This window comes from Ruegeria sp. BC8, assembly GCF_056535705.1.
The window spans coordinates 1-25,819 of sequence record NZ_JBQFIV010000002.1 but is presented as its reverse complement, the minus strand read 5'-3'; the positions used below and the strand labels follow the sequence as shown (position 1 = coordinate 25,819).

At 62.0% G+C, this 25,819-nt stretch carries 24 protein-coding genes, 1 tRNA gene and 4 pseudogenes; 16 read left to right on the top strand and 13 right to left on the bottom strand.

Features of this window, described 5'->3' with window-relative positions; translation table 11 throughout:
• Positions 1-123: 123 nt before the first annotated feature.
• The 11 genes from ACR3EK_RS17415 to ACR3EK_RS17365 form a co-directional block, all read right to left on the bottom strand.
• Entirely contained in the window at positions 124-546 is a 423-nt protein-coding gene (locus ACR3EK_RS17415; RefSeq protein ID WP_480634066.1) for a hypothetical protein, read from the bottom strand.
• Complete coding sequence (locus ACR3EK_RS17410) at positions 534-1,406, bottom strand: dynamin family protein (RefSeq protein WP_480634065.1); 873 nt, start codon at positions 1,404-1,406, stop codon at positions 534-536. Before ACR3EK_RS17410 ends, ACR3EK_RS17415 begins: the two co-directional genes overlap by 13 nt.
• Entirely contained in the window at positions 1,403-3,445 is a 2,043-nt protein-coding gene (locus ACR3EK_RS17405; protein ID WP_480634064.1) for a dynamin family protein, read from the bottom strand. Before ACR3EK_RS17405 ends, ACR3EK_RS17410 begins: the two co-directional genes overlap by 4 nt.
• A gap of 71 nt (positions 3,446-3,516) precedes the next feature.
• Positions 3,517-3,729, bottom strand: coding sequence for a hypothetical protein (locus ACR3EK_RS17400; protein WP_480634063.1), 213 nt, complete (start codon positions 3,727-3,729; stop codon positions 3,517-3,519).
• On the bottom strand, positions 3,726-4,370 hold the full coding sequence (locus ACR3EK_RS17395; RefSeq protein ID WP_480634062.1) for a hypothetical protein: 645 nt from the start codon (positions 4,368-4,370) through the stop codon (positions 3,726-3,728). Before ACR3EK_RS17395 ends, ACR3EK_RS17400 begins: the two co-directional genes overlap by 4 nt.
• Positions 4,371-4,396: 26 nt before the next feature.
• Complete coding sequence (locus tag ACR3EK_RS17390; RefSeq protein WP_170365737.1) at positions 4,397-4,798, bottom strand: hypothetical protein; 402 nt, start codon at positions 4,796-4,798, stop codon at positions 4,397-4,399.
• A 126-nt stretch (positions 4,799-4,924) separates the two neighbouring features.
• The gene (locus ACR3EK_RS17385; protein ID WP_480634061.1) at positions 4,925-5,842 is read right to left on the bottom strand and encodes a hypothetical protein; all 918 of its coding nucleotides are present in this window, start codon (positions 5,840-5,842) and stop codon (positions 4,925-4,927) included.
• On the bottom strand, positions 5,782-6,642 hold the full coding sequence (locus tag ACR3EK_RS17380; RefSeq protein WP_480634060.1) for a dynamin family protein: 861 nt from the start codon (positions 6,640-6,642) through the stop codon (positions 5,782-5,784). Before ACR3EK_RS17380 ends, ACR3EK_RS17385 begins: the two co-directional genes overlap by 61 nt.
• A 7-nt stretch (positions 6,643-6,649) precedes the next feature.
• Positions 6,650-8,662, bottom strand: coding sequence for a dynamin family protein (locus tag ACR3EK_RS17375; protein ID WP_480634059.1), 2,013 nt, complete (start codon positions 8,660-8,662; stop codon positions 6,650-6,652).
• A gap of 2 nt (positions 8,663-8,664) precedes the next feature.
• A complete protein-coding gene (locus tag ACR3EK_RS17370) occupies positions 8,665-8,898 on the bottom strand; it encodes a hypothetical protein (protein WP_480634058.1) in 234 nt (77 codons plus the stop codon).
• 66 nt (positions 8,899-8,964) lie between these two features.
• Positions 8,965-9,090 (bottom strand): hypothetical protein, encoded by a 126-nt coding sequence (locus ACR3EK_RS17365; protein ID WP_480634057.1) that lies wholly within the window; start codon positions 9,088-9,090, stop codon positions 8,965-8,967.
• A 738-nt stretch (positions 9,091-9,828) separates the two neighbouring features.
• Between ACR3EK_RS17365 and ACR3EK_RS17360 the strand changes: the two genes are divergently transcribed.
• A tRNA-Leu gene (locus ACR3EK_RS17360) sits at positions 9,829-9,913 on the top strand.
• Positions 9,914-9,957: 44 nt separating this feature from the next.
• On the opposite strand, the gene ACR3EK_RS17355 is transcribed toward ACR3EK_RS17360, so the two are convergent.
• Entirely contained in the window at positions 9,958-10,479 is a 522-nt protein-coding gene (locus ACR3EK_RS17355; RefSeq protein WP_093963275.1) for a winged helix DNA-binding protein, read from the bottom strand.
• A 182-nt stretch (positions 10,480-10,661) separates the two neighbouring features.
• Between ACR3EK_RS17355 and ACR3EK_RS17350 the strand changes: the two genes are divergently transcribed.
• The 6 genes from ACR3EK_RS17350 to ACR3EK_RS17325 all read left to right on the top strand — a co-directional run bounded on the left by ACR3EK_RS17350 (position 10,662) and on the right by ACR3EK_RS17325 (position 16,094).
• The gene (locus ACR3EK_RS17350) at positions 10,662-11,633 is read left to right on the top strand and encodes a TRAP transporter substrate-binding protein (protein WP_170359565.1); all 972 of its coding nucleotides are present in this window, start codon (positions 10,662-10,664) and stop codon (positions 11,631-11,633) included.
• 64 nt (positions 11,634-11,697) lie between these two features.
• Positions 11,698-12,249 carry a TRAP transporter small permease gene (locus ACR3EK_RS17345; RefSeq protein ID WP_311201687.1) on the top strand — a complete coding sequence of 184 codons (552 nt, stop codon included), beginning with the start codon at positions 11,698-11,700 and terminating at the stop codon, positions 12,247-12,249.
• Between the two features lie 9 nt (positions 12,250-12,258).
• On the top strand, positions 12,259-13,554 hold the full coding sequence (locus ACR3EK_RS17340) for a TRAP transporter large permease (RefSeq protein WP_480634056.1): 1,296 nt from the start codon (positions 12,259-12,261) through the stop codon (positions 13,552-13,554).
• Between the two features lie 8 nt (positions 13,555-13,562).
• Positions 13,563-14,291: a 5-oxoprolinase subunit B family protein gene (locus ACR3EK_RS17335; RefSeq protein ID WP_480634055.1), complete on the top strand. Its 729-nt coding sequence runs from the start codon at positions 13,563-13,565 to the stop codon at positions 14,289-14,291.
• Complete coding sequence (locus ACR3EK_RS17330) at positions 14,288-15,304, top strand: 5-oxoprolinase subunit C family protein (protein ID WP_480634054.1); 1,017 nt, start codon at positions 14,288-14,290, stop codon at positions 15,302-15,304. The genes ACR3EK_RS17335 and ACR3EK_RS17330 overlap by 4 nt, the downstream gene beginning before the upstream one ends.
• 16 nt (positions 15,305-15,320) lie before the next feature.
• The gene (locus ACR3EK_RS17325) at positions 15,321-16,094 is read left to right on the top strand and encodes a LamB/YcsF family protein (RefSeq protein WP_480634053.1); all 774 of its coding nucleotides are present in this window, start codon (positions 15,321-15,323) and stop codon (positions 16,092-16,094) included.
• Between the two features lie 22 nt (positions 16,095-16,116).
• On the opposite strand, the gene ACR3EK_RS17320 is transcribed toward ACR3EK_RS17325, so the two are convergent.
• The gene (locus tag ACR3EK_RS17320) at positions 16,117-17,130 is read right to left on the bottom strand and encodes a LacI family DNA-binding transcriptional regulator (RefSeq protein WP_170391545.1); all 1,014 of its coding nucleotides are present in this window, start codon (positions 17,128-17,130) and stop codon (positions 16,117-16,119) included.
• A gap of 219 nt (positions 17,131-17,349) precedes the next feature.
• Here ACR3EK_RS17320 and ACR3EK_RS17315 point away from each other — a divergent pair, with 219 nt between their 5' ends.
• From ACR3EK_RS17315 to ACR3EK_RS17275, 9 genes and pseudogenes are all read left to right on the top strand, one after another.
• A complete protein-coding gene (locus ACR3EK_RS17315; RefSeq protein ID WP_480634052.1) occupies positions 17,350-18,723 on the top strand; it encodes an extracellular solute-binding protein in 1,374 nt (457 codons plus the stop codon).
• Positions 18,720-19,601 (top strand): ABC transporter permease subunit, encoded by an 882-nt coding sequence (locus ACR3EK_RS17310; RefSeq protein WP_093963282.1) that lies wholly within the window; start codon positions 18,720-18,722, stop codon positions 19,599-19,601. The genes ACR3EK_RS17315 and ACR3EK_RS17310 overlap by 4 nt, the downstream gene beginning before the upstream one ends.
• Before the next feature lie 36 nt (positions 19,602-19,637).
• A pseudogene (locus ACR3EK_RS17305) lies at positions 19,638-20,521 on the top strand (ABC transporter permease subunit).
• A 10-nt stretch (positions 20,522-20,531) separates the two neighbouring features.
• Positions 20,532-21,571: pseudogene (locus tag ACR3EK_RS17300) on the top strand (ABC transporter ATP-binding protein).
• Complete coding sequence (locus ACR3EK_RS17295; RefSeq protein WP_480634051.1) at positions 21,568-22,047, top strand: hypothetical protein; 480 nt, start codon at positions 21,568-21,570, stop codon at positions 22,045-22,047. Before ACR3EK_RS17300 ends, ACR3EK_RS17295 begins: the two are co-directional and overlap by 4 nt.
• Entirely contained in the window at positions 22,044-22,580 is a 537-nt protein-coding gene (locus ACR3EK_RS17290) for a hypothetical protein (RefSeq protein ID WP_480634050.1), read from the top strand. The genes ACR3EK_RS17295 and ACR3EK_RS17290 overlap by 4 nt, the downstream gene beginning before the upstream one ends.
• 143 nt (positions 22,581-22,723) lie before the next feature.
• Positions 22,724-23,776 carry a quinolinate synthase NadA gene (nadA, locus tag ACR3EK_RS17285; RefSeq protein WP_480634049.1) on the top strand — a complete coding sequence of 351 codons (1,053 nt, stop codon included), beginning with the start codon at positions 22,724-22,726 and terminating at the stop codon, positions 23,774-23,776.
• Between the two features lie 8 nt (positions 23,777-23,784).
• Positions 23,785-25,369: pseudogene (locus ACR3EK_RS17280) on the top strand (L-aspartate oxidase).
• Positions 25,342-25,819: pseudogene (locus tag ACR3EK_RS17275) on the top strand (nicotinate-nucleotide diphosphorylase); the annotation flags it as partial. The pseudogenes ACR3EK_RS17280 and ACR3EK_RS17275, both read left to right, overlap by 28 nt.

The following is a 25,819-nucleotide window of genomic DNA, read 5'->3' as shown; positions in this document are numbered from 1 at the left end:
GGCGAACAAAAAGGATTCAGTCCGGGCGCCAGACGACCCATGGTCCACGGATTCGAAACAATGGAATCATGATTCCAGTGTTAACGATTCGCCGCGCCGCGGCTCAATCTTTGCGGGAATGACTCAGGTTCCGGTCTTCGGAGGGGCCGAAGCGACCGTGCTGCCGGCCCACGCCAGGTTGTCGCTGAGCTGCGCCAGTATGCTGATCGCATCCTTGAGTGGCCCTTCGCCGCTCTCGAATTGAAGCAGCAGAAGCAGGTCGGTGGCCTTTTCGAACTCGCCCGGAATCCAGTCGGCTTCGGGATCGATCTCGGACCCGTTTTCCAGCCGTTCAGCAAAATCCTCGACAATTTCCTGACAGCTTTGCAGGAAGGCGGCCGGTTCGATGTCCGAACTGTCGCGCAGGTCTTCGTAAATGCTGGCGATCGCCGCCAGCCAGTCTTCGAGGATCGGGTTGTCCAGCGGCGGCAGCGCAGATTCCAGACTGGGCTGTACCGTTCTGGTGTCCGAGGCTGCGGCTTCGCCCGCGCCGGTCAATGTCTCCAAGAACGGCAGGAAGTCAGCGGCAAGGTCCTGCCGCGCGGCCTCCAGATCCGTTCGGCGGCGATGCGATGCAATTTCAAGCACCTTCTCCGCAAGGTTCTGGCCGCCGCAGGTTTCCCACAAGGCGAAGTCCGGTTCCGGCTCTTGCGCCATGGCGCGAACGGCAACTGGTGTCCCGATCGGTACGATCGCGCGGAACATGCCCGACTTCTCCTTCTCCAACCGCGACAGAACGCGATCGAGGGCGTCGCGGACAGGGGCAGGTCCGTGTGAGTGACGGCTAGCAAGCTGTTGTCGCGCAGGTTTTGCGGGACTTGTGCCCACAAATGGCGCTCGGTCTCGCGCCAAGCGTTGGTTCCGTTCGTGCACCAGATGGCGCAATCGACGAATTTCAACAAATCAAGCGTTTGTTTGTAAGTGTCGTCCAGCGCACCGGAGCCGGGCAGGTCGAACAACGAGATTTCGCGCAGGGCAGGGGTGTTCAGCCCCACCGAGATAAAATCAGGATTGTCGGCCGCGGCCTTTTCCAGGGCGATGCCGGAATAAACCTTTGGCTCGCGGTCCCACCACCCAACGGTCGTTTCAGGTGTGTCCGCATAGGTGACAATCACCAGAGGCAATTTCAGATGTTGCGGACCCGTGGGCAGGATGTCAGCTCCGGCGAGCATGTTGGCAAGACTGGACTTCCCGGCGCCGAATTCCCCTGCAAAACCGATTGAGACCGCGTTTGACAACCGCTCGGCGTGGGATTGTGCCCGCGCGCGCATGTCGTCCAACTCGGGCGTGGACGGAAGGCGTTCGGTTGCGGTCAGAAAACGGTCAAGCTGACGCACTTCCGTCTCGGTTCCGGGAAATTCAATCACTCGGCGGCCTCCGCTTGTCGTTCGTCGCTGTGTTCAGCGCCAAAGGTCGATTGCAATTCGTCCGCGATCCGGCGTGCGCGGTCGAAATCGACCTGCGCCTGGGTGCGCTCACATGTCTCGCCCGTCGCGGTGCGGTTTTCAAGATGCCCGGCGAGCAGGGCCAGGAAATGGTCCAGAGCGGTATTCAGGCGCTCCAGCAGGTTCTCACGCGCGGTATCGATCAGATCGTCTCCGATCATCTCGAATTCCTGCACGATCATGCGCTCGGCGCGAGAGACGACGGATTTCCGCGAAATCAGACGCGACAACCAGTTCACCCGCAACTCGACCGTAATCCCTCGGGTCAATGCGGTGGTATCCGGACGGAACCAGCGCACGGCACTGGTGTTCATACGGCTGTCGGTCGGCTCCTGCCAGCCCGGCAGGGACCGCAGAGACGCGTTGGCCTGCATGTCGATGGCATAGAGTTCGCTGAGCATCCGCTGGCGAATGACCTGAGTCGCACCCTGCACCAGTTCGCGCATGCGTTCGCGCAACGGTGTAAAGTTCAGTTCGGTTGCGCCACCTTTGGCAAGCAACGGGGATTGCCCGTCGGGTCCGCGCACAACCGATACGACGGCTTCGGCCACGGTGTCATCCATCACACCACGCAAGTTTGCCAGAACATCATCCATGTCGCGGGTGATTTCTGCGGTTTTGTCCGATACAAGCTTGCGCAACTCGGCGAGGGTCTTGTCATTCTCGTCAGCCGCATCGTCCGAAGGTTGGCCATCTTCTTCCAGCGCGCGGAGGCGGGCCTTGCTGCGTTCCAGCTCGCCCTGGGCAAAGCCGTTCAGATGTTGCCACGCCATACGCAGTTGTTCGTTGCGCGGGCCGTCAGTCAGCGCGGTGGTGACATGCCGGCGCAGATCGGGCAAGCCCGAGGCGATCATCGCGGCATACCGCAGAACCGCCTCGCGGCTGATGGGGCCGGGGCCGCGTTTGATCTCTTCGACGCCGGCAAGGTACTGCTTCATCTGTTCGGGATGCGCCCGCAGCCAGGCGAGGATGTGATCGTGGTTGACGCCGGTTTCGTCCCCGGTCAGTGCGTAATGCGCCCACTGAGCGCTGCCCATCAGAACGTCGATGCTGGACTTCCCCAGCGCCTTTTCCAACCCGTCCAAAACGTCGGCGCGTACTTTCGCCGCGTCTTCCGCACCGCCGCCCAATTCGTCGACCCGGTTGATGAAAACCACGATCTGACCCAGCTCAAGCGCCTGCATCAGCCGGAACAGTTTCAAATCGGCGCGCGACAGGGCCTGGTGCGCGGACAGAACCACGACGAAAAAGTCGGATTCCTTGAGGTACTGGCGCGAGATCTCTTCGCGGATCAACAGCGGATCATTGACGCCGGGCGTGTCGGTCACGGTCAGCGGGAACGGGAAGTGTCCAAGATCAAAATACACCTCGGCCTTGCGGGTGATGTCGCTGTACAAACCCCGGTCCGATCCCGGATCATGTTCGGCTTCGTCGGTCGGATCATCCCCGGCACAGACATAGCGGGCAAGGTCATCAGACGTCAGTTCTTCGAGGTCGTGATGCTGGCCCATCAGCTGTTCGAAACTGTCACCCAGGCGCAGACGAGCGCGGTTTTTCATCGCCTCGACCTGCTCCTCGATCATCTCGCGCTTATAGCTGTCCTCATCGTCGGGGAACATGTTGCGCAGTTCTTCGCCTTCGGCGATCAGCGCCTGCCATTGGCGGTTGTCGAAGAAATGGAATTCGGCCCCCGATGTGCGCCCGGAGGGATGTCCGAAATGCATGTCGGTGATCACGGTCGTCCACGGGTTCACGTCCGACGGCAGAAATTCTGCCTGTCCCGTAAAGCCGTTGATCAGGCGGGACTTTCCGGCCTTGATCTGCCCGACGAATGCAATCGACGGTTTCAGGCCGCTGAGATCGTCAACGATGCGAGAGATGAACTGACAGGTCTCGTCATTGCTCACCTCTTTCATTTCGCTGGCGATCCGGATCAATTCCCGGCGGTTGGTTTCACTCATAACACTACCCTAAAAACTGGTACCCAAGGTTTGCTTCAAACTTAACTTCAACTGTCGCGAAAGCGGTGCCATCAGACCGACTCCCGCAGAGATTTCCACAGGTTGACGACGGCACCCAGCTTGCGCGCGTCATGTACGGCGGCGGCTGTATTGCGACCATCCCGAACCAGAGCGACACCCGCGCCCTTGCCGCCTGACGGCCGCATGACGATCAGTTGCGGCTGCTCGAGCAGCCCGGCATTGTCGGCATCCCATCCCGCCAGATCCTGTGCGAACCGGGTCAACAGATCATCCGAAGGATGAAGAGGCTGTCCATCGGCGCACACGCCATCGAACTGGTGGGTCGCCCCTCCGCACTTGTCAGCAGGCGTCCCATGGCGAACCGCTCGGCGCCGTCGAAGAAAGCCGCGGCTACGCTGGGTTCTTGCCCTTCAGCGCTGTCCTGCTCTTTCGTGTCCTCGACGGGATCCGGGACAACCGAAACCCGCGGCTCTGACGGTAGAACGATCTCGGCACAGGCTTTCTGCATTTCGCTGAACGTGATGCCGACGTCATCCGCCTCCAGCGGACCGTCCGGTTTCAAAGACACAACTTCGATCGGTGGGGCAGTCGCGGCTAGGTCGGACACGAGCCGCGCCAGCTTTTTGATCAGCGCTTCGCGCGGTTCGGTTTCGAAATCCGGAAGGGCGCCGGTGCTTGCCGAATAAACATCCGTGATCCGTGAGCTGTTCACCTCGATCGCCAGGATCGTTCCGTTCTGGGCGTTGAACTCCAGGCGTCTTGGAAGAACCGTTCCCCGGATCAGGTTCAGTATGCTGGCCCGCCGGGCCTCGGCCGTGTCCCCGGTCAACCGAACGGCCGGCGACAAACGGGGCGTCGCAGACCGCCCGATGTTTTCGAGCATGTCGATTATGTCTGTCGCCATCATGCCGTGACCCCCTCTGGTCCCGTCTAAACTGCGGCCGCTACCGGCCCCAGGCTGAGATGTGATTTTGTAAGCGTCAGCCCGATATTCGCGCTGTCGCGGCAGATGTAGCAGACCACGTGTTCCGGATAGGCCCGGGTCCGCATGAAGATGTGCAGCCGGTCGTTCGAAAACACCGAGATTTCCCCAAATCCCGGGTTCTCCGGATCCTGTAGTCCGGCCGAGGCCAACAGCGCTTCGAATGCTTGAACGCCCCGACCCTGAAACAGATTTGCCACCGCAACGGCGAGGGTTTCCAAGGCTGCGCCATCCTCGGTGCCGGTTGCCGACATGCCCAGAAGCATGCCCGTTTCCATGTCGACATATCCCGCTGCGATGCAGTCGGGAATGGTCTCCATGGCGGTGGTCAATGCGGCGTCAATCGTCATCTAAAGCTCTGTTATCCCTTATTAAGCCCAAAGGCGGAGCGGTTCGAAACCGTCGCGCCGCTGAGTAGCATTGCCGTTCGGGACGGGAAACGGTTTATCGTTTCCCGCGTGTCCCTTGAGGCCCGGTTACAACACATGCCACTCCGCCCTGTCTTTCGGATTTGGCACCGGTTGAATCCTGTCCTGTTCGTCGCGCCCGGTGTGCTCGTGAGCGATCTTGTCGAACTCCTCAAGAAAGGCTTGGAACACGGCGTGCAGCCCGTCCACGTCTTGGGGAATATCTTCGCTGGCCGCGATTTCCCGCCACATCGCCGCCGCGCTAAGCGGAGCTCCTGCCGGCACGCTCAAAAGGTGTTCCAGCGAGGTTTCGCCTTCGCCGACCTGCTCACAAGGCACTTCGGGTTCCTGGTCTTCAGGGGTCTGGGCCGAAATCAAGCCGTTCGATTCCGGCTCAGGTTCATAGGTCGTGGCATCGTCACCCTGTTGCTGGGACAACAGCGAAGCAATGGACGAGACCGAGTCTTCGACACTGGGTGCCGGGGTCTCGTCCTGTTCGTCTGCTGCCGGCGCGGGGGACTCGCCAACCAAACGTTCTGACAGCGTGGCCAGCAGGTCTTCGTCCTGGGCACCCTGATCGTTGGTCTGGTCATCGGCGTCTGCGACCAGCATTTCGTCGTCCTCGAAATCGAGCGTATCGTCATCGACCTCGTCAAAGTCTTCGTCGTCCAGCTGAGTCACCGCAGTCGAAGTTGCGGCGACGCTGAGCCGATCCTCATCCTCGTCCCGGAACAGCGCTCGCAAATCGTCATCGGGCACTGGCGTCATTTCGGCGCGCAAGCGGTCGGCGTCATCGGGGTTGATCCGCTCGCGTTCGGTCGACTCGCCGCGGCGCTCCACCCGGGCCGGTCGAACCGGGAAGGTTGCGATCACATCGTCCGAGTTCCGGACCGCTTCGAATCCATCATCCTGATCCAACGGGTTGGTCAACTTGAAAGGCGCGGGCTCTTCGGCTGCGGTCTGGCGATCGGATCGTTCGGGACGCACCGGTTGAACCGGGGCGTGCCGGCGAGGCTCTTGTCGATCTGGTAGCGGGCAAGTTTTTCCGCACGGCTGTCCATGATCTGCTCGGTGATCTCAAGAAAGCTGTCGATCATCTTGCCGCCGCCGCTGCGCGACCACAGCTCGGCGTCGCCCGTTTTGTCACGCGCGATGATCGCGTCACGGGCGGAAAACAGGATTGTCCGATTGAACAGGTGCCCCGCTTCGCGGTTGATGCGGCGGAGCACTTTCTGGCGGTCTTTCAGATCCAGTGCGTCCGCGCGCGTGACCAACAGAAGCGAGTTGTGCTGAAGCCGTTCCGGCAACGAAACCCACGTGGCGCGTTCGGTCTCGCGCCAGGCCTGCGTCGAGTGCGTACACCATAGCACCCCGTTGGCTTGACCTACCGCACGGCGCCAGACATCGGCCTGAATTTTGGGGTCCGAAATGCCGGGCGTGTCGATCAGGTCGACGGCCTCGAGAATGTCCGCTTCAAGATAGATGCGGATGAACTGCGCGTCGTTGACGCCCACCTTGTCCAATTCGTCCAAACCAATCGGAGAAGTGGTCCCGTCATGGCGCTGGACGTAAGCCGGTTTGTTGCCCCAACTGAACCAGACCGGCGGCAGCTGGGTGGCCGTAACCTGCGTCGGTAGGGCCTGCTTGCGCAGAAGAAAGTTCATGAGCGTGGACTTTCCGGCGCTGAACTCTCCCATCAGCGCAAAAACCGGTTTGCGGCGGGACCACTGCTCGATGCGTTCCCATGCCCGAGGAGAGACGAAGCGGATTTGTGAATCTTTTGCCATGGCTTTCTTACGCTGCTTCGTTGCTGAGGTCTTTGAGGATGTCGCCGAGGATTTCGTCACGTGACTTCTTCGGCTCGAGCCCGGCCATCAGGTCCGGGGCGGTCCCCGGTGCCTTTTCGGCGGATTGCGAGATGCTCAGAAGGGTTTCCTGCTGCTCGCGCATGAAATCCGACAGGACGGCCCGAACATTTTCCAGAACGGCTGCGATCTGGGTTTCTTCGAGATCCTTGGTGATCGAATTGGCTTCTGATGCGATCAGGCGGGTGTAGTCCGCCGCATAGGCTTCAAACCCTTTCCGGCGTTGCCACCAGCGACGCCACCATGTGCTTTGAAGGTCCAGCGCGATCGTTCTGCCAATGCCCAATGGCGGCGGTACGCGCGGCACAATGGGCGCCTCGATGCTGAATTCGCCCAAGTGGTTACCCAGAAGCTTCTGATACAGGGCCTCGACATCCGCTGCGGCTGCGGAATACAGCGCGCTGGCGTCCTTGCGCATTGCGCGGGCAAAGCTGAAATAGGCGGCCTTCTGAAGGGTACGAAGCCCGGCCGGGTCGTATTGCCAGGTGCCCTGTTCGCCGTTCTGCTCGAGATGCGCTATCAACGAGTCCGTTGCACGTTTGACGAAGTTTGCCTCGGCCGAAGCCAGACGTTCCAACACCTTGTCGCGCAGGGACGTCGTCAGTACAGCAGCTTTCTTGTCATATTCGGCCGCGACGGTGGCGATCGCATCTTCGGGTGACACGCCGTCAAGATCGCGAACAACGCCGTCTCCGCCCGACAGGCTCTTTGCGACCGAGGTGGCGCGAATCTGACTTGCGATGTTGCGGGCGCGGTGACGGACACGGTCCAAAAGACGCGTTCCTGCGCCTTGGGCGATACGTTCGTTCATGGCCAACAGCAGGTCAGGCAGACCAGAAAGGGCCCAGATCTTGTCCAGCGATGCGGCCTGATCTCCAAAGCCGGCGGCCAGATAGAACGTGTTGAGGGCCTGGCGGGAATCGTCGGTGAGAATGTCCGGGTTGCCGGTCAGCGCGGCCTCGGCCCACAACGCACTGCCGAAAACAACGCTGGTGCTTGTGTCGATTCCGTTTTGCTTGAGTGTATCCTGAATTCGGTCGCGAATTTCGGGGACTTGCTTGACCGGGTCGGTCAGCTCGTCGATCCGGTTGACGAACAGGACGATCTGCCGGTTCTCGAACTGCGCGATGATCCGCATCAGCGCCATGTCCATAGTGGTCAGCGCCTGGCTTGCCGCCAGAACCACGACGCAGACCTCCGATCCGCGCAGGCTGCGCAGAGTGATCTGTTCGCGCACCATGAACGTGTCGTTGACGCCCGGCGTGTCGCACAATTTCAGCGCGATCGGGTACTGCGGAATGTCCATGTACAATTCCGCGGCTTTGGTCACGTCGGCGAACCGGCCCGTTTTCGGGTTGATGTCCGGATCGTCTTCGTCACCCAGGCAGACATAGCGCTGGATCAGCTCTTCGTCGAAGTAATCGTATTGGTGGCTTTGGCCTAGGATCAGGTCAAAATGCTTGCCAAGGCGTTCCTCGGACTTGGCCTTCATCTGCGCGATCTGACGGCGGATGTCCTCTATCTCGTCGTCGGCGCCTGCGCGATTGGCCAGTTCGCCCAAACGGCCACCGCCGACCATAAGATTGTCCCATTCTTCCTGCTCGAAGAAGGTGAACTTGGATCTGTATTCACCGGGCATGCGGGTGTTGATGTTCAGCGTGGTCACGACCGAGGTCCACGGGTTCACATCCGACGGCAGCAGACCGGGCCGACCGGCCAGAATGTTGACGATCGAAGATTTGCCCGCCTTCACCTGGCCGACGAAAGTGACGCTGGCGGTGAAGTTTTCCATACGGGTCTTGAGCGTGGCCAGCCGCGCAGTCGAGCGCGCATCCGCCACCTCTGTCAGTTGGTCGATCTGTGTCGTCAGTGCGGACATGGCTTCCGACATCGGCGCCAATGCCTCGTTTCCTACAGACAAAAGGTGGTCGTTGCGGGCCATGTTCAGCCTCCGGTTCCGGTTGCAGCGATTTGGGTATGCCCGGATTCCGTCAAACTGGCAGGCGCCATGCCTGAAAAGCTGTCGATCCGGGCGATCAGTTCGAGAGCGTTGCCCAGCATCTCGGCCTCGGTTCCGGGCGAGATGGTATCGAAGGCGCGAATCGGCCAGCACTTCGATCGAGCTGAACCGGGTTCCATTGTCCAGGCGCGCGACCCGACGTCCGGTCGGAAACCCATTTGATTTGGCCGATGGAAGGGGCATTCGCGCATTTGCCAACAGGTATTCGTTGCCCTCATGCGTCTTCAGGGCAATGCCGAAACCTGTGTTCGGGAATTGCTGGTTGAGGTTTTGAGCTCGCCGACAAAGCTTTCTCTTGCAAGAAAGACGACGTCTTGCTCGGTGGCAGCGGAGTTGATCTGTTCGGTCACGACTGAGACCCTTGTACTGGAGTTGAGCAAAAAACTCGTACGGTGCCGTAAAGGCGAAAAAGACTCATTAACTCCTTGGTAGACAGAATTACCTTCATCACGGTGTTATTTTGACGTGATTGAGATATTTTGGCGTTTGAAATGTGGCGCAATTATGGTGGCCGTTGCATGACAATGCCGCAACTTCAGGGTGTAATAATTAAAATAGACAGGACCGCCGGGTTTGAAACCGGGGTGTGTTTCGGCGTGCGATTTGGTTTGTCGTGATGAATTCGACTGATGGTTAGTGTTTTGTACAATATATGAAAAATGGAAAACCAGATCAGAGGATGAGTTCACGCCACGGCAGAAGGCGGAGGGACCGCATTGCTATTGGTTCAGTGCGGGGTTGATAAGGGTGGTAGAGACGTCCCAATGAGATCCACAACGTCAGCGAGAATTTAGCAATTTTTGAAAATTTGGGAATGTGTCCAAAAACAGAACAATTATGGCGCTTTGTTTCGCTCCGAAAACGACGGGTTTCCGCGTCAAGAAATCCATTTGGCGATAAAAATAAACCGGGAAGCCGGATGCCAAACATTCTGGCGCCGTTGCGCGGGTCGATCTTCCCCTCGCCTAGGTCATTTCCATTGTTTCCGAACGGGGGTCAATATTCCGCCGCAGACGGCAAGATTTCCTCTCGCGCTTGTCCAAAAGGTTTGTTATCAGCCCTTCCATTCGGCGCGTCGGCGCCGTGTTGCGGGTGTGGCGAAATTGGTAGACGCACCAGATTTAGGTTCTGGCGCCGCAAGGCGTGGGGGTTCAAGTCCCTCCACCCGCACCATTTTATTTCTTACCGATCATGCTGCGTGGGCGGATGCTAAGGCGCTACAAAGACGCCGCCGCGCGGCTGGCCTGGTCATAGTGGCCGGACAGGGCCCGCAGATCGCGGGCCAGGTCCCTCAGATCCGGGCCCGACAGGTCGGTGGCTGACAGCCCTTCCAGCAGGCATTGCTGGCGAACTTTCCGGTAGGCGTCGCATAGCTCCACTCCCTCGGGCGAGGTGCGGTAGAACACCTCTTTCCCACGCTTTTCCGACGTCAGAAGCCCAGCCTTCAGCAGTTTCCGCAGGGCGTAGTTCACGGTGTGGCTGTCCTCGATGTTCAGAAGAAAGCAGATGTCGGTCAGGCGCTTGTCGCGTCCGCGGTGGTTGACGTTGTGCAGGATCAGGATGTCGAGCGGTCCCAGATCGGCCTGCCCGGCTGCGGCCATGCAACGGGTCATCCAGCGTGAGAACGCATTATAGACAATGATCAGGCCGAATTCGAGTTCGGAAAGTTCCCAGCCTTCGCCCTCGGCCAAGTGGCGAGAGGAAACGATGCGGCGTGTGTCGGGGGAAGAATCGGTCATATTGCGGCCTTTTGATCTGCAAAACGCTGAGAAATTATCAGTGTTTTGGCATGAAGGGCGTGTGTTTTCAACGTGCTGACCTTTGGACTCTGCAGTGTTTTGGTCAAAACGATAACAAAACGTTGACAAATCGCAAACGTTGAGTCAGCTTCTGCGCCAGTACTCAAGCAGGGAGAGCCAAAATGAAACTGATGAAGATTGCCGGTGGCGCGGTTGCCGCGCTGGCCGGGTTGGCCATGCAAGTGCAGGCCGAGACCTGGGACATGCCGACGCCCTATCCGGACGCCACCTTCCATACCGTGAACATCCACGACTTCGCCAAGGACGTGACCGCGGCCACAGACGGCGCCCTTGAAATCAAGGTCCATTCCGCAGGTTCGCTGTTCAAGCACCCCGAGATCAGCAAGGCAGTCCGCAGCGGCCAGGTGCCCGTCGGAGAGTTTTTTCTGTCGTTGCTGGCCAATGACAACCCGGCCTTCGGCGCAGACTCGCTGCCGTTCCTGGCCACCAACTATGACGACGCCCAAAAGCTGTGGGCGGCACAGAAAGACGTGATCAACGGTCTGCTGGACGAGCAAGGCATGATGGTGCTGTACGCGGTGCCGTGGCCGCCGCAGGGCCTGTACACCACCAAGGAAATCAACAGCGTGGATGACCTGGCGGGCCTGAAGTTCCGCACCTACAACGCCACGCTGGAAGAATTCGCCAACCTGGCGGGCGCCGCGCCCACGCAGGTCGAGGTTCCGGATATTCCGCAGGCCTTCAGCACCGGCCGGGTCGAGGCGATGATCACCTCGCCCTCGACCGGGGTGAACTCCAAGGCGTGGGACTTTCTGACCCACTACACCGACATCCAGGCCTGGATTCCCAAGAACGTGGTCGTGGTGAACAAGCGCGCCTTCCGCCGTCTGGATGACGCGACCCAGGCCGCCGTTCTCGAGGCTGCCGCCGCCGCCGAAGCCCGCGGCTGGGAAATGAGCCAGGCCGAGACCGCCAAGCAGACCGCAGTTCTGCAGGAAAACGGCATCACCGTGGTGCAGCCATCCGAAGAGTTGATGGCTGGCCTGCGTGAAATCGGCGCGCAGATGCTCGAAAACTGGAAGGCCAACGCCGGCGAGGACGGTGCCGCGTTGCTGCAGGCCTATCAGCAGTAAACGACCCGAACCGGCCGGGCGCCAAACGCCCGGCCGGGTTCGACAACAAGGGGAGGGGATGGCGATGCTGCGGCGCAGTCTTGATTTCATCTATCGTGCGGCCGGCGGATTGGCGGCGCTGTTCATTCTGGCCATCGTCGTGCTGGTCTTTGCGCAGGTCGGGCTGAACCTGGCCGACAAGATCTGGGCCGCGCTGACCGGGCGGGGCGTGGGTCTGACCATCCCGTCCTATGCCGATTTCACCGGATTCTTTCTGGCCGCATCCAGCTTTCTGGCGCTGGCCTATACGCTGCGCGCCGGCGGGCATATCCGGGTGACGCTGCTGATCGGGCGAATGCCCAAGGGACCGCGCCGCCTGACCGAGATCTGCGTGGTGACGGTTGCCCTTGCCATGAGCGCCTATGCCACTTGGTATCTGGGCCTGCTAGTTCTGGAGTCGCTGGAATATGGCGACCGCAGCCCGGGCATGGTCTCGGTGCCGTTGTGGATCGTGCAGATGCCGGTCCTGCTGGGACTGGCCATCCTGACTCTTGCCCTTGTCGACGAACTTGTCGGTCTGCTGGCGGGCCACGCGCCCAGCTGGGACGGCAAGGGCGAAAACCTTCTGAGCGAATAGGGCCAGCAGATGTCGATTGCCACGCTTTCCATCATTCTTCTTGTTCTGTTGTTCGCCTTTCTGGGGTCGGGCCTGTGGGTGGCGTTTTCGCTGCTGGGGGTCGGGATCGCGGCGATGGCGCTGTTCTCCGATGCGCCGCTGGGGCTGGTCATGGCGACCACCTTGTGGGGGCACAGCAATTCTTGGGCGCTGGCAGCGCTTCCGCTGTTCATCTGGATGGGCGAGATTCTGTTCCGCTCGCGCCTGTCCGAGGACATGTTCACCGGCTTGTCGCCTTGGATGAACCGGCTGCCGGGGCAGTTGCTGCATGTGAACGTCTTTGCCTGCGGGATCTTTGCGGCTGTGTCCGGGTCGTCGGCGGCCACCGCGGCCACGATCGGCAAGCTGTCGATCCCGGAACTCTCGCGCCGCGGCTATCCCGAGAAGATGATCATCGGCACGCTGGCCGGCTCGGCCACGCTGGGCCTGCTGATCCCGCCGTCGATCATCCTGATCGTCTATGGCGTGGCGACCGAGCAATCCATCGCCCGTCTGTTCGTGGCCGGAGTTCTGCCGGGCCTGCTGTTGGTGGGGCTGTTCGTGGGCTATGTCGCAATCTGGGCGCTGATCAACCGCGCGATCCTGCCCACCGAGGACATCCGCGCGAGTTTCGCGGAAAAACTGCGTCGCTCGCGCCGACTGGTGCCGGTGATCCTGCTGATCGTCGGTGTGATCGGCTCGATCTATGCCGGGATCGCCTCGCCCACCGATGCGGCCGCCGTGGGCGTGGTGCTGGCGCTGCTGCTGTCCTGGCGCGAGGGCACGTTGACCCGGGCCAGTTTCGTCGACGGGCTGATGGGGGCCACGGTGACCTCTTGCATGATCGCCTTCATTTTGGCGGGGGCCTCGTTCCTGACCGTGGCGATGGGCTTCACCGGCATTCCTCGCGTGCTGGCGGAATGGATCGGGTCGCTGGGCCTGTCCACTTTCACTCTGCTGGCGGCGCTGACGGTGTTCTTCGTGATCATGGGGTGTTTTCTGGACGGGATCTCGGTTGTGGTGCTGACGGCTTCGGTCATCATGCCGATGGTGATGCAGGCGGGTATCGACCCGCTGTGGTTCGGCATCTTCCTGGTGATCGTGGTCGAGATGTCGCAGATCACCCCGCCCGTTGGCTTCAACCTGTTCGTGCTGCAATCGCTGACCGGGCGCGACATCCTGCGGGTGGCCCATGCGGCGCTTCCGTTCTTCTTCCTGATGATCGTGGCGCTGGTGATCATCGTGGTTTTCCCTGGCATCGTGACCTATCTGCCGAACCAGATGTGACGGGAGCGATGCAGGATTTTCCGATCATACGAACCGCCGGGGTGGACGGGCTGTTGATCAGCTTTGCCGCCGCACTCAGCGAACCGGCCAACCGGGCTGCGCTCGCCTTTCGCGCCGCGCTCGAGGCGGAGGGCTGGGCAGGGGTTGAGGAAACCTCGTCCTCGCTGGTCTCGGCCTTCGCCCGGTTCGATCCGCTGCATCTGACGCATGCCGCGTTGCACCATCAGGTGCAGGCGCTGCTGGACCAGCGCGACTGGTACGCGGCCGACCTGCCCGGCGGGCGCAGGTTCTGGCGGGTGCCCACCGTCTTTGGCACGGATCTGGCGCCGCAGCTGGCGCAGGCGGCGCAGGCGGCGGGCCTGTCCGAGGCCGAGGCGATCCGGTCGCTGTCCCAAGCGCGGGTGCGTGTGCAGACCATCGGCTTTGCCCCCGGTCAGCCTTATCTGGGTGAATTGCCGCCCGCCTGGGACATCCCCCGGCAAAAGGAGTTGACCCCGCGCGTACCCGAAGGCGCGCTGGTGGTGGCGCTGCGGCAGCTTGTGCTGTTCTCGGTCACCACGCCGACCGGATGGCAGCATGTGGGCCAGACCGCCATCCGTCTGTTCCAGCCCGATATGCAAGAACCTTTCCTGCTGCGCCCCGGGGACGAGGTGCAGTTCAGCCCCACCGACCCGGAATCGCTGGCGCGGATGCGCAGCGATCCGCGCGGCGGCGCCAGTTGCGAGGCGCTGGCATGAGCGCGCATCTGACCATATTGCGCGCCGGGCCCGGCCTGACGTTGCAGGACATGGGGCGGCCCGGATATCTGGACATGGGCCTGTCGCGCGGTGGTGCGGTGGACCGGCTTGCATTGGCCGAAGGCGCGGCGTTGCTGGGACAGCCGGACGACCTAGCCGCCGTGGAAATGGCTGGCATGGGCGGCGAATTCCAGGCCGATCAGGATCTGCGCATTGCCCTGACGGGCGCGCGGATGCGGGCGCAGATCGACGGCGCGACGGCGGTCTGGAATGCCTCGCACCTGCTGCCTGCGGGCGCCCGGCTCAGCATCGGTCCGGCCGTGGCCGGCAGCTATGGGTATCTCAGCATCGGCGGCGGGGTGCAGGGCGATCCGGTTCTTGGCGCCTGTTCGGCGCATCTGACGGCGGGGATCGGAGCCGTGCTGAAGGCGGGCGACCGCCTGGCGATCGGCCAGGACGCGGGCGGTGCAACCGGCATGACCTTTGACCCCGAGGACCGGTTCTTGGGCGGGGAGATCCGAATCGTGGCCAGTTTCCAGACCGACCTGTTCGCCGCCGACGTTCTGGAGCGGCTGCAAACCACCGCCTTTCGCCGGGACGCGCGCGCCAACCGCATGGGCGTGCGGCTGGAAAGCGACGGACCAGGCTTTCATGTCTCGGGCGGGCGCAGCGTGCTGTCGGAAACCATCGTGCCGGGTGACATCCAGGTCACCGGCGACGGCACGCCCTTCGTGCTGTTGGCCGAGTGCCAGACCACCGGCGGTTATCCCCGCATCGGCACCGTTCTGCCCTGCGACCTGCCCAAGGTGGCGCAGGCCCCGGCCGGGGCCGACCTGCGGTTCCGCTTCGTGCCGCTGGACGAGGCGGTGGCCGCCAAGCGCGCCGCCGCCCAGGCTCGCGCCGCGCTGCCCCGGGCGCTGCGCCCGCTGATCCGCGATCCGCGCAGCATGTTCGACCTGCTATCCTATCAACTGATCAGCGGCGCCATCGCCCGCGAAGAGGACGTTTTGTAGAAAAGGAGCCTGTGCCATGGCACATCAAGTCGATCTGAACGCCGATATGGGCGAAAGCTTTGGTCCCTGGAAAATGGGCGATGACGCGGCGCTGCTGAAGATCGTGACGTCGGCCAACGTGGCCTGCGGGTTTCATGCGGGCGACTGGGATGTGATGGCCACGACGATGGCGCAGGCGGTCGAAAACGGCGTGGGCATCGGCGCGCATCCCGGCTTTGCCGATCTGCACGGCTTTGGGCGTCAGCGGATGCACTATCCCCTGCCGTCGCTGCAGAACCTGATCCGCTATCAGGTCGGCGCGGCGCAGGCGATGGCACGGGCAACCGGCGGGCAGGTGCGTCATCTGAAACTGCACGGTGCGCTGGCTAACATGGCGTCCGAGGATCAGGCGATGGCACGTGCCTGCTACGAGGCGGCGCTGTCGGTGGCTCCGGATCTGATCATCATGGTTCTGGCCGGAACCGCCCAGCAGCGCGCCGCGCGAGACCTGGGCTGTCCGGTGGCCTGCGAGATCTTTGCCGATCGCGCCTACAACGATGACGCCACTCTGGTCGACCGCAGCCTGCCCGGCGCGGTGATCCACGACCCCGACCGTGCCGCCGCGCGCATGGTCGAGATGGTCAAGGCCGGGGCGATCATCACCGAAAGCGGCAAGCATATCCCGACCCGCATCGACACGATCTGCCTGCATGGAGACACGCCCACGGCGGTGTCGATTGCGGCCGGTGTCCGCCATGCCCTGCAGAAGAGCGGGGTTGAGCTCAAGCAGTTCGCCGGTGGCCCTGCCTAGGCTTCTCGATCGACGCGGCTGTTCAATGCGTCTCGCGTTCGATGACGCTGGGGTCCAAAAAGATACTCTCTTCGGGACGTCCGGGATCGACGAGCCTACGCTCCAGCAACGCGATGATCGCGTCAACGGCGGCGTCGATGGGGTTCCGGACTGTCGTCAGGCGGAATGTCGGCCATTTCGCCATGGCGATGTCGTCGAAACCAACAATCGCCAAATCGCCGGGTACGTTCAGAGACAGATCGCGCGCAGCCGATAGCGCCCCAATCGCCGTGGCGTCATTGGCGCAGACAAGCGCATCCAGAGAGGCGCGGGACAACAGACTGCGCGCGGCGCCGTATCCGCTGTCGACCGAGTAATCAGTCGGGTGTTCGGCCACGAGGTCAAGCCCCGCCCGATCCAGCGCCTGGAGGACCCCGGCGCGTCGCCGTGAAGACGAATAGAACTCCTCGGGTCCGCTGAGAAACCCGAACCGGCGCCGCCCCCGGCTGATCAGCAAGTCGGTGATCATGGTCATACCATCGGTATTGCGGCAGCAGACATTGTCGACACGGGGCCCTTGAACGGGACGGCCTGACGAGATCATCGGGATGCCGAACCGCGCACATCTGTCCACGATCTCTTCGGACATGCTGCCGCCGCGCAGAATCAATGCGTCCAACGGATAGCGCAGCAGCTCTCGCAGCGCCTGATCCGTGTTGGCGCCGGTTCGATCGATCAGAATGGGCCATTTCTTCAACCCGCTCAGGGCCTGGGCCAGTTCACCTACAAAGGCCGAGTCGTAGGGGCTGCGCATGTTGCCGACGAAGACGGCGACCAAATTTGATTGCCCGGCCTTGAGGCCAGCGGCCAGGGCATTCGGCTGATACCCGGTATCGGCTGCGATCTTGAGGATCCGTCTACGTTTCTCGGAATCGACATAGGCACCGGGCGTGAAAGCGCGCGAAACAGCTGAACGCGAGACGCCCGCAAGGTCCGCAACGGTCTGGGCCGTTGCGCGCCGGGGGCGTTTTGCGTCCTTGTTTCTCTCGCTACACATGCGGTTTGCGTTTCGCCTGTTCAGAGGGTTTCAACATTCTTGCAATGAATCGAATCTTTCATCAAACTGTCACGGTTGGAAGCTAGTGAACACGTGTGCACATTTTGCGAAAGGTGTCAGCCTTTTTCTGGATGTGAAATATGTCATCGGGGAAAATACCCCATAGTTTCCAGGGCTTTGGCCCGCCCGTAGGGGCGCAACATGAATCGGAGGAACTACATGATAAACGTCAAAACAGGTGCTGCTGCTGCCGCGTTCGCGATGATGGCGAATACGGTCTCGGCCGAAGTCGAGATTACGTGGTGGCACGCCATGGGAGGAGCCCTGGGTGACACCGTCAACCAGATTGCCGAGGATTTCAACGCGTCCCAGGACGACTACAAGATCACGCCGGTTTTCAAGGGCACATATGAAGAGACCCTGACCGCCGGCATCGCCGCATTCCGTGCGGGTGAACAGCCCAACGTCCTGCAGGTATTCGACGCCGGCGCCGCGACTGTGATTGGCGCCAAGGGCGCGACCGTTCCGGTTCAGGACCTGCTGGAACAGAACGGCGTTGCGTTCGACATCGAGGATTATATCTCGGGCGTTCGCTACTTCTATGCCGACAGCGACGGCAAGATGATCGGTATGCCGTTCAACTCGTCCTCGCCCATCATGTATTACAACGTTGATGCGCTGGAAAAAGCGGGTGTGACGCCGCCGAAAACCTGGGAAGAGTTCCAGACCGTGACGGCGCCGGCGCTGAAAGAGGCCGGTTATATCGGCCTGTCGCAGTCGCATCTGCCCTGGATCTTCACCGAGAACTTCCATTCGCGCCACGACCTGCCGTTTGCCACCAACGACAACGGCTATGAAGGCGCTGACGGCACCAAGATTCTTGTCAACAACGACGCGATCAAGGCACACTTCAGCGCCGTCAAAGACTGGAAGGACAACGGGTTCTTCGAATGGTATGGCACCGGCTGGAGCGACAACCAGACCCCGTTCGAAGAAGGCAAGGTTGCCATCTGGCTGGGCTCGTCCGGTTCGTTCGGCGGCCTGTCCAAGAAGGACCTGCCGTTCGAGTTTTCGGCCACCTTCCTGCCCTATTGGGAAGCTGTGACCAAAGAACCCAAGCAGACCTTCATCGGTGGCGCGGCCCTGTTCGCGATGGCCGGCAAGAGCGACGAGGAAAACAAGGCCACCGCGGCATTCTTCGAGTTCCTGACCAAGCCCGAAACCCAGTACATGTGGCACCGCGAGACCGGCTATGTTCCTATCACCACCGCCGCCTATGAAATGGCGAAGGGCGATGGTCACTATGACCGTGCTCCGGCCGCCGAAGTCGGCATCAAGCAGCTGTCGCTGCCTGCTGGTGAAAACACCAAGGGCTATCGCATGGGCTTCTACGTCCAGATCCGCGACGTGATGAACCGCGAATATGGCCGGATCCTGACGGGTGAAACCTCGGTCGAGGACGCCTTCAAGGCAATCGAGGACGAAGCCAACGGTCTGCTCGAGCGTTTCGCAAAACCCAGAGCTGATCCCACTCGCCAAGAAACGGGCGGTCGCAGAAGTGCGACCGTCCTCCCTTTTTCGGAGTTTTCATGAAACGCGCTGGTTTTTCCACTCGCTGGCTGCCGGTTCTTCTGCTGTTGCCGCAGCTGTTGATCATCGCGGTCTTTTTCTACTGGCCTGCCGCTCACGCGGTGCAGTCTTCTTTCTTCCTTCAGGATCCGTTCGGGTTTGGGTCGACCTTCGTCGGGCTGGACAACTACAGCGACCTTGCCGGGAATTCCGAGTATCTCAGCATTGCCTGGTTCACGGTGATCTTCACCGTTTTGGTCACGTTCTTTTCGCTGTCGATCGCGTTGTTGCTGGCCGTGAAGGCCGACAATGTGCTGCGCGGCGCCAAGACCTATCGCACGCTGCTGATGTGGGTTTACGCCGTGGCGCCGCCGGTGGCGGGTTTCATCGGCCTGATCCTGTTCAACCAGAGCTGGGGGCCATTGACCGAACTGGCGCGCTCGATCGGGTGGGATTTCAAACTGGGCGTGAATTTCAATGACACCGCCACGGCGATGGTTATCGTTTCGGTCTGGAAACAGGTTCCGGTGAATTTCATCTTCTTTCTGTCTGGCCTGCAATCGATCCCGCGATCGGTGCGCGAGGCGGCTTTGATCGACAACCGCTCGTCTACGGGCCGGTTCTGGGACGTGACTTTCCCCCTGCTGGCGCCGACCGGGTTTTTCCTGCTGATCATCAATATCACCTACGCACTGTTTGATACTTTCGGTGTGATCGACACGATGGTGAAGGGTGAGCCGGGCAACAACCCGATGACGTTGGTCTACAAGGTCTATGTGGACGGCTTCCGCGGCAACGACCTGGGTGGCAGCTCGGCGCAGTCGGTTGTTCTGATGGTGCTGGTTCTGGCCCTGACGGTGTTCCAGTTCCGGCTGGTCGAGCGCCGCATCCACTACACCTAAGGAGGGCAGACAATGACCGAAGCACATACCCCTGCGATGGCGTCCGCCACTTCATCCACCCAAACGCGAAAGCGCGGCATCCGACTGTCCACGATCCTGGATCACACGATTCTGATCGTCGGATCGTTGTTCATGATGCTGCCGCTGCTGATGATCTTCCAGATGACGACCGTTCCGGATGTCGAGGTGATCAAGACCGGACCCAGCCTGACGATCGGGGACGAACTTGGCCCCAACTTCCAGAAAGCAATGTTCGAGGCCTCGGGCTTTTCCGGCCAGAACACGGGCATGAACATGCTCAAAACTCGTTCATCCTGGGCATCGGTTTTGCCCTCGGCAAGATCATCATCGGCATGATGGCGGCCTATGCGATCGTCTATTTCCGGCTGCGCTTCGCCACGCTGGCTTTCTGGGTGATCTTCACCACGTTGTTGCTGCCGCTCGAGGTGCGCATTCTGCCCTCGTACGAAGTGGTGCAGAAACTGGGGATGCTGAACACCTATCAGGGCCTCATCATCCCGCTGATCGCCTCGGCCACCGCCACGTTCTTCTTCAGGCAGTTCTTCCGCTCGGTTCCAGAAGAGTTGGTCGAGGCCGCGCGGATCGACGGCGCCGGCCCGGTGAAATTCTTCATCGACATCCTGGTGCCGCTGTCGCGTACGATGATTGCGGCGATGTTCATCATCATGTTCGTGTTCGGGTGGAACCAGTATTTGTGGCCCACGATGATCACCACCGAAGAGGACATGTTCACCCTGGTGCGCGGGATCAAGCAGATCACGCAGGTGCTGGAGGGCAACCGCATTCCCGAATACGGCCGGGCCAACCTGCTGGCGATAATCGCCATCATCCCCCCGGTCATGGTCGTCATCTTTTTCCAAAGCTGGTTCGTCAAGGGCCTGACGGAATCCGACAAGTAAGGCAGAATCAATGGCTCAGGTATCCCTGAAGAACATCCGAAAAATCTATCCCAACGGCGCCGAGGCGCTGACCCGTCCAGTTTCGACATCGGTGATGGCGAATTCGTGGTTCTTGTCGGCCCGTCGGGCTGCGGCAAGTCCACTCTGCTGCGCATGGTGGCCGGCCTGGAAGAAATCACCGAAGGCGAACTGACGATCAATGGCCGCGTCATGAATGACGTTGACCCGGCCGATCGCGACATCGCCATGGTGTTCCAGAACTATGCGCTGTACCCGCACATGACCGTGCGCAAGAACATCGCCTATGGTCTGAAAAATCGAAAGACGCCCAAGGACGAAATCGACCGCAAGGTGGCCGAAGCCGCTTCGATGCTGAACCTGAACGAGTTTCTGGATCGCAAGCCCTCGCAACTGTCGGGCGGTCAACGCCAGCGGGTTGCCATGGGACGGGCCATCGTGCGTGATCCGGCGCTCTTCCTGTTCGACGAACCGCTGTCGAACCTCGATGCCAAGCTGCGCAACCAGATGCGGATCGAGATCAAGGCGCTGCAGCGGCGTCTGGGGGTGACCTCGATCTACGTCACCCATGACCAGGTCGAGGCGATGACCATGGCCGACCGCATCATCGTGATGAACGCGGGCCGGATCGAACAGATCGGCACCCCGGCCGAGATCTATCACCGTCCAGCCTCGACCTTCGTGGCCAGCTTCATGGGCGCTCCGCCGATGAACCTGATCGGCGCACGTCTGGAGGGCGGCCGCGTGATGATCAACGGCGACACGGTGCTTGCCACGGCCGAAGGGTCTGGCGCGGTGACTGTAGGTGTGCGACCCGAAGATGTACTGATCGGGGCGGAGGGCTCGATCGCCTTTCACGTCGACATCATCGAAGAGCTTGGCGCGCACCGCCTGTTGCACGGGCGTCTGGCAGATCAGGAGTTCACGATCCACGTGGGCAAGGATGTCGAAGCCGCGCCCGGAGAAACGCGGATCTCACTCAAGCCCGACGCGATCAGCCTGTTCCACCCGGAAACCGGAAAAGCCCTGTGATCACGAACATCGTGTCGTCTTTGCCGCCGGTCTCGGATGATGTCCGAGACCGCATATTGGCAGCGCCGCGAACGGCCGAGGCGCACCGCGCCCTGATGGCGCAGACACCGGCGATGAACGTGGTGCAACTGGGCGGAAACGCAACCCGGGACGTTCTGGGTGCACGTTTCTCGGCTGCGGCTTGGAATGTGGAACGTTGCCTGTTCCCCGAAGAAAGCGCAGCCCACCTGGCGGCTGTGACCCCGGACATCGTTCTGCTGTCCGAGGTGGACCACGGTATGTCCCGTACCGGTCAACGTCACACGTCGGCAGAAATGGCCGACAAGCTGGGTATGGCCTACGCCTTTGGGGTCGAGTTCCACGAACTGGATCTGGGCGGCCCGACCGAGCGCGCTTTTGCAAGGATGATTTCAACACCCTCGGGTGGCATGGGAACGCGATTCTGTCCTCGGTTCCGTTCAAACGCGTGGCCATGATCCGTCTTGACGACCATGGCCACTGGTTTGCGGCCGAGTCCGGGGCGTCGGATCCGCAACAACCGCGGCTGGGTGGCCGAATGGCGATTGCAGCAGAAGTCGCGACCGAGAACGGGCCTGTATGCGTGGTTTCCACCCATCTGGAAAGCAATGCTGCGGCGGCGCATCGCCATACGCAGTTTCAGCTTCTGCTGGATGCGCTCGATGAGTTTGCGCCCGGGATGCCGGTGCTGATCGGTGGCGATCTGAATACCGGCAACCACCTGCCACCGGATTTCGACTGGCGCCGGGAAACCCTGTTTGCTCTGGCCGAGCAGCGCGGATTTTCCTGGGAGTTCACGACCGAAGGCCACACTACCCGGCCCAGCCTGATCACGCCGCACCCGGACCGGGTGATGAAGCTGGACTGGTTCGCCGGCAAGGTGCTGATCTGCCGCGACCGGGGTCTGCTGTCGTCGCTGACCGCCGACGCCAAGCCGCTCTCGGATCATGACTGCGTCTGGTGCGCGGTTGAGGTGCCTGACGCCGGGTGACTCCGGCCTGTCCGCGATATTTGGTCACGTGGCCCAACGTCCCGTTGAATTTCGGGGCGTTTTTTCGCGGTTCGACTGTGGAAAACGGTTTGGAAACCCCATAAGAACGAGGCCACCTATTCAACAGGCGGAAAACCAGTCCAGTGTTTGACCTCCCCGCGCAGCGCGCGCATCTTGCCGAGAAATTCGATCTGACCCCGTCGCCCGAGCTGGCCGTCAGCATGAGCGACATCTACGCCCGCATGTCGCGAGTCGTCACGCCAGCGGATTGGGCGATCTACGCGCCCTATGTCAAGGCGATCAACGATCTGAAAGCCGAACGCAACGCGGTGATCCTGGGCCACAACTACATGACGCCCGAGATCTATCACGGCATTTCGGACTTCGTCGGCGACAGCCTGCAGCTGGCCATCAAGGCGACCGAGGTCGAGGCCGACGTGATCGTGCAATGCGGTGTGCATTTCATGGCCGAGACCTCGAAGATCCTCAGCCCCGAAAAAACGGTTCTGATGCCCGACATGGAGGCCGGCTGTTCGCTGGCCGAGTCGATCACCGCCGAAGGCATCACCGAGATGCGCCGCCGCTATCCCGGCGCGCCGGTCGTGTCCTATGTGAACACCACGGCCGAGGTGAAGGCGGCATCCGACATCTGCTGCACCTCGTCCAACGCGGCGCAGATTGTCGCGGCGATGGACAGCGACACGGTCATCATGACCCCCGACCAGTACCTGGCGCAGAATGTGGCCCGCGACGTGCCTCAGAAGAACGTGGTCTGGTGGGAAGGCTCGTGCATCGTGCACGAACAATACACGGCGCAGGACCTGCGTGAGTTCCGCGAATGGAACCCGGGCACCCGCCTGATCGCGCATCCTGAATGCCCGCCCGACGTGGTGGCCGAGGCCGACTTCTCGGGGTCTACCAGCGGCATCATCAAATATGTCACCGACGAACAGCCCGAAAAGGCGATGCTGATCACCGAGTGTTCGATGGCGTCGAACATCGCCGACGCGCTGCCGCAGGTCGATTTCGTCGGGCCCTGCAACATGTGCCCCTACATGAAGAAGATCACGCTGGAAAAGGTTCTGTATGCGCTGGACACCATGACCGGCCAGGTCGAGGTTGACCCCGACGTGGCGGAAAAAGCGCGCCTTTCGGTTCAGCGGATGATCGACCTGTCGCGCAAACTGGGAATTTGATCGGGGCGATGCAGACGGTCTCGACCCCTCGGGTGGTCATCATCGGCGGCGGGCTGGCCGCGGTCTATACAGCGCTCAAGCTTGCTCCGCACCCGGTGGTGATGATCTCGCCCGAGCCGCTGGGCTCGGGTGCCAGTTCGGCCTGGGCGCAGGGCGGGGTGGCGGCGGCGATGGACCCGTCCGACAGCCCCGAAGCCCATGCCCGCGACACGATGCGCGCCGGCGCAGGATCGGTCCTGCAGGAGGTGGCCGAGTTCGTCACCCGCGCGGCGCGGGATCACATTCTGGACCTTTCCGATCTGGGCACCGGGTTCGACCGGGACGCCGATGGCGGGTTCATCCAATCGCAGGAGGCTGCGCATTCGGTGGCCCGCGTGGTGCGTGTCAAAGGCGACCAGGCCGGTGCCGAGATCATGCGCGCCCTGATTGCCGAGCTGCGGCGTCGCTCTTCGGTCCAGGTGATCGAAGGGGCGCTGGCCGTGGGGCTGGAAAGCGACGGGGCCAAGGTCTCGGGCGTATATCTGGCGCCGACCGATACGCCGGGGGCCGAACCGGTGCTGCTGCGCGGAGCGGCATGTACTGGCCACGGGCGGGTCGGCGGGGCTCTATGCTCGCACCACAAACCCGGCGCGCATCCGCGGGCAGGGGATCGGCATGGCCGCACGGGCCGGGGCCCGGATCGCCGATGCCGAGTTCATTCAGTTTCACCCCACCGCGATTGACGTGGGCGAAGACCCGATGCCTCTGGCCACCGAGGCTTTGCGTGGCGAGGGCGCCGTGCTGATCAACCGTCACGGCGAACGGTTCATGCAAGGCGTCCACCCCGATGCCGAGCTGGCCCCACGTGATGTCGTGGCGCGCGCCGTCTATCTGGAAACCAAGGCCGGCAACCGGCCCGCGCTGGCGCGCGCGGCGATTGGCGCGGCGATCCGCAGTCAGTTTCCGGCGGTGACCGAGGCCTGCCTGCGCAACGGTGTCGACCCCGTAACCCAACCGATTCCGGTGGCGGCGGCGGCGCATTACCATGGGCGGTGTGGCCACCGACCTGAACGGCCGCAGTTCTCTGACCGGGCTCTGGGCCTGTGGCGAGGCGGCCTCGACCGGGTTGCACGGGGCGAACCGGCTGGCCTCGAACGGTCTGCTCGAGGCGCTGGTCTTTGCCCGCGCCTGCGCCCGTGACATTGCGGGCACCCTGACGGTGGCCGACGCGCCCGAGGTGCGGCTGGGCCTGCCGTCCGGCGGCACCGAACCCGACCCCAAGCCGTAGCCGAACTGCGCCAGGTCATGACTGATGGCGTGGGGGTGGTGCGCGACGCGGACGGGCTGCGCCGCGCCTTGGGCCGGATCGCCGTGTTGGAGTCGCTGCACGGCCAGTCGCACCTGTTCCGAAACATGACAGCAACCGCCACGCTGATCGCGGCAGCAGCGCTGATGCGCACCGAAAGCCGCGGCGCGCACTATCGGTCGGATTGTCCGGTTACGGCCGAAGGGCCGGGGCGGCGGTCTGATCTGACATTGGACGAGGCCGTGGCGCTGCGGTCGAAAATCTTCAAGGAAACCGCAAAATGCATCATGCCACTGTCCCCGACCTGATCCTCGAACCGATGGTCCGCGCCGCCCTGACCGAGGATCTGGGCACCTGCGGCGACATCACTACCCGCACCGTGATCCCGGCGGACGTGACCTATGCCGCACGGCTGAACGCGCGCGAGGATGCGGTTGTGTCGGGCATGCAGGTTGCGGCCCTGGCGTTCCGGCTGGTGGACCCGACGTTGAAGATCACGCCGCTTGTGGCGGACGGGGACCGTTGCACCAAGGGCCAGACCCTCATGGAGATCGCCGGCAGCGCGGCCTCGATCCTGTCCGGCGAACGCGTGGCGCTGAACTTTGCCGGTCGTCTGACCGTGGCGACCCTGACCGCCGGGCTGGTGGCGCAGACCGCCGGGACCAAGGGCGCATTACCTGCACCCGCAAGACCACCCCGGGCCTGCGCATCGTCGAGAAACTGGCCGTGCTGCATGGCGGCGGGTTCAATCACCGCCA

Excerpts from the sequence above, each read along its gene's own strand:
- ACR3EK_RS17405 (WP_480634064.1), bottom strand. The coding sequence starts at position 3,445 with ATGAGTGAAACCAACCGCCGGGAATTGATCCGGATCGCCAGCGAAATG.
- ACR3EK_RS17395 (WP_480634062.1), bottom strand. The coding sequence starts at position 4,370 with ATGGCGACAGACATAATCGACATGCTCGAAAACATCGGGCGGTCTGCG.
- ACR3EK_RS17390 (WP_170365737.1), bottom strand. The coding sequence starts at position 4,798 with ATGACGATTGACGCCGCATTGACCACCGCCATGGAGACCATTCCCGAC.
- ACR3EK_RS17380 (WP_480634060.1), bottom strand. The coding sequence starts at position 6,642 with ATGGCAAAAGATTCACAAATCCGCTTCGTCTCTCCTCGGGCATGGGAA.
- ACR3EK_RS17375 (WP_480634059.1), bottom strand. The coding sequence starts at position 8,662 with ATGGCCCGCAACGACCACCTTTTGTCTGTAGGAAACGAGGCATTGGCG.
- ACR3EK_RS17370 (WP_480634058.1), bottom strand. The coding sequence starts at position 8,898 with ATGGGTTTCCGACCGGACGTCGGGTCGCGCGCCTGGACAATGGAACCC.
- ACR3EK_RS17355 (WP_093963275.1), bottom strand. The coding sequence starts at position 10,479 with ATGACCGATTCTTCCCCCGACACACGCCGCATCGTTTCCTCTCGCCAC.
- ACR3EK_RS17350 (WP_170359565.1), top strand. The coding sequence starts at position 10,662 with ATGAAACTGATGAAGATTGCCGGTGGCGCGGTTGCCGCGCTGGCCGGG.
- ACR3EK_RS17345 (WP_311201687.1), top strand. The coding sequence starts at position 11,698 with ATGCTGCGGCGCAGTCTTGATTTCATCTATCGTGCGGCCGGCGGATTG.
- ACR3EK_RS17340 (WP_480634056.1), top strand. The coding sequence starts at position 12,259 with ATGTCGATTGCCACGCTTTCCATCATTCTTCTTGTTCTGTTGTTCGCC.
- ACR3EK_RS17335 (WP_480634055.1), top strand. The coding sequence starts at position 13,563 with ATGCAGGATTTTCCGATCATACGAACCGCCGGGGTGGACGGGCTGTTG.
- ACR3EK_RS17330 (WP_480634054.1), top strand. The coding sequence starts at position 14,288 with ATGAGCGCGCATCTGACCATATTGCGCGCCGGGCCCGGCCTGACGTTG.
- ACR3EK_RS17325 (WP_480634053.1), top strand. The coding sequence starts at position 15,321 with ATGGCACATCAAGTCGATCTGAACGCCGATATGGGCGAAAGCTTTGGT.
- ACR3EK_RS17320 (WP_170391545.1), bottom strand. The coding sequence starts at position 17,130 with ATGTGTAGCGAGAGAAACAAGGACGCAAAACGCCCCCGGCGCGCAACG.
- ACR3EK_RS17315 (WP_480634052.1), top strand. The coding sequence starts at position 17,350 with ATGATAAACGTCAAAACAGGTGCTGCTGCTGCCGCGTTCGCGATGATG.
- ACR3EK_RS17310 (WP_093963282.1), top strand. The coding sequence starts at position 18,720 with ATGAAACGCGCTGGTTTTTCCACTCGCTGGCTGCCGGTTCTTCTGCTG.
- ACR3EK_RS17290 (WP_480634050.1), top strand. The coding sequence starts at position 22,044 with ATGATCCGTCTTGACGACCATGGCCACTGGTTTGCGGCCGAGTCCGGG.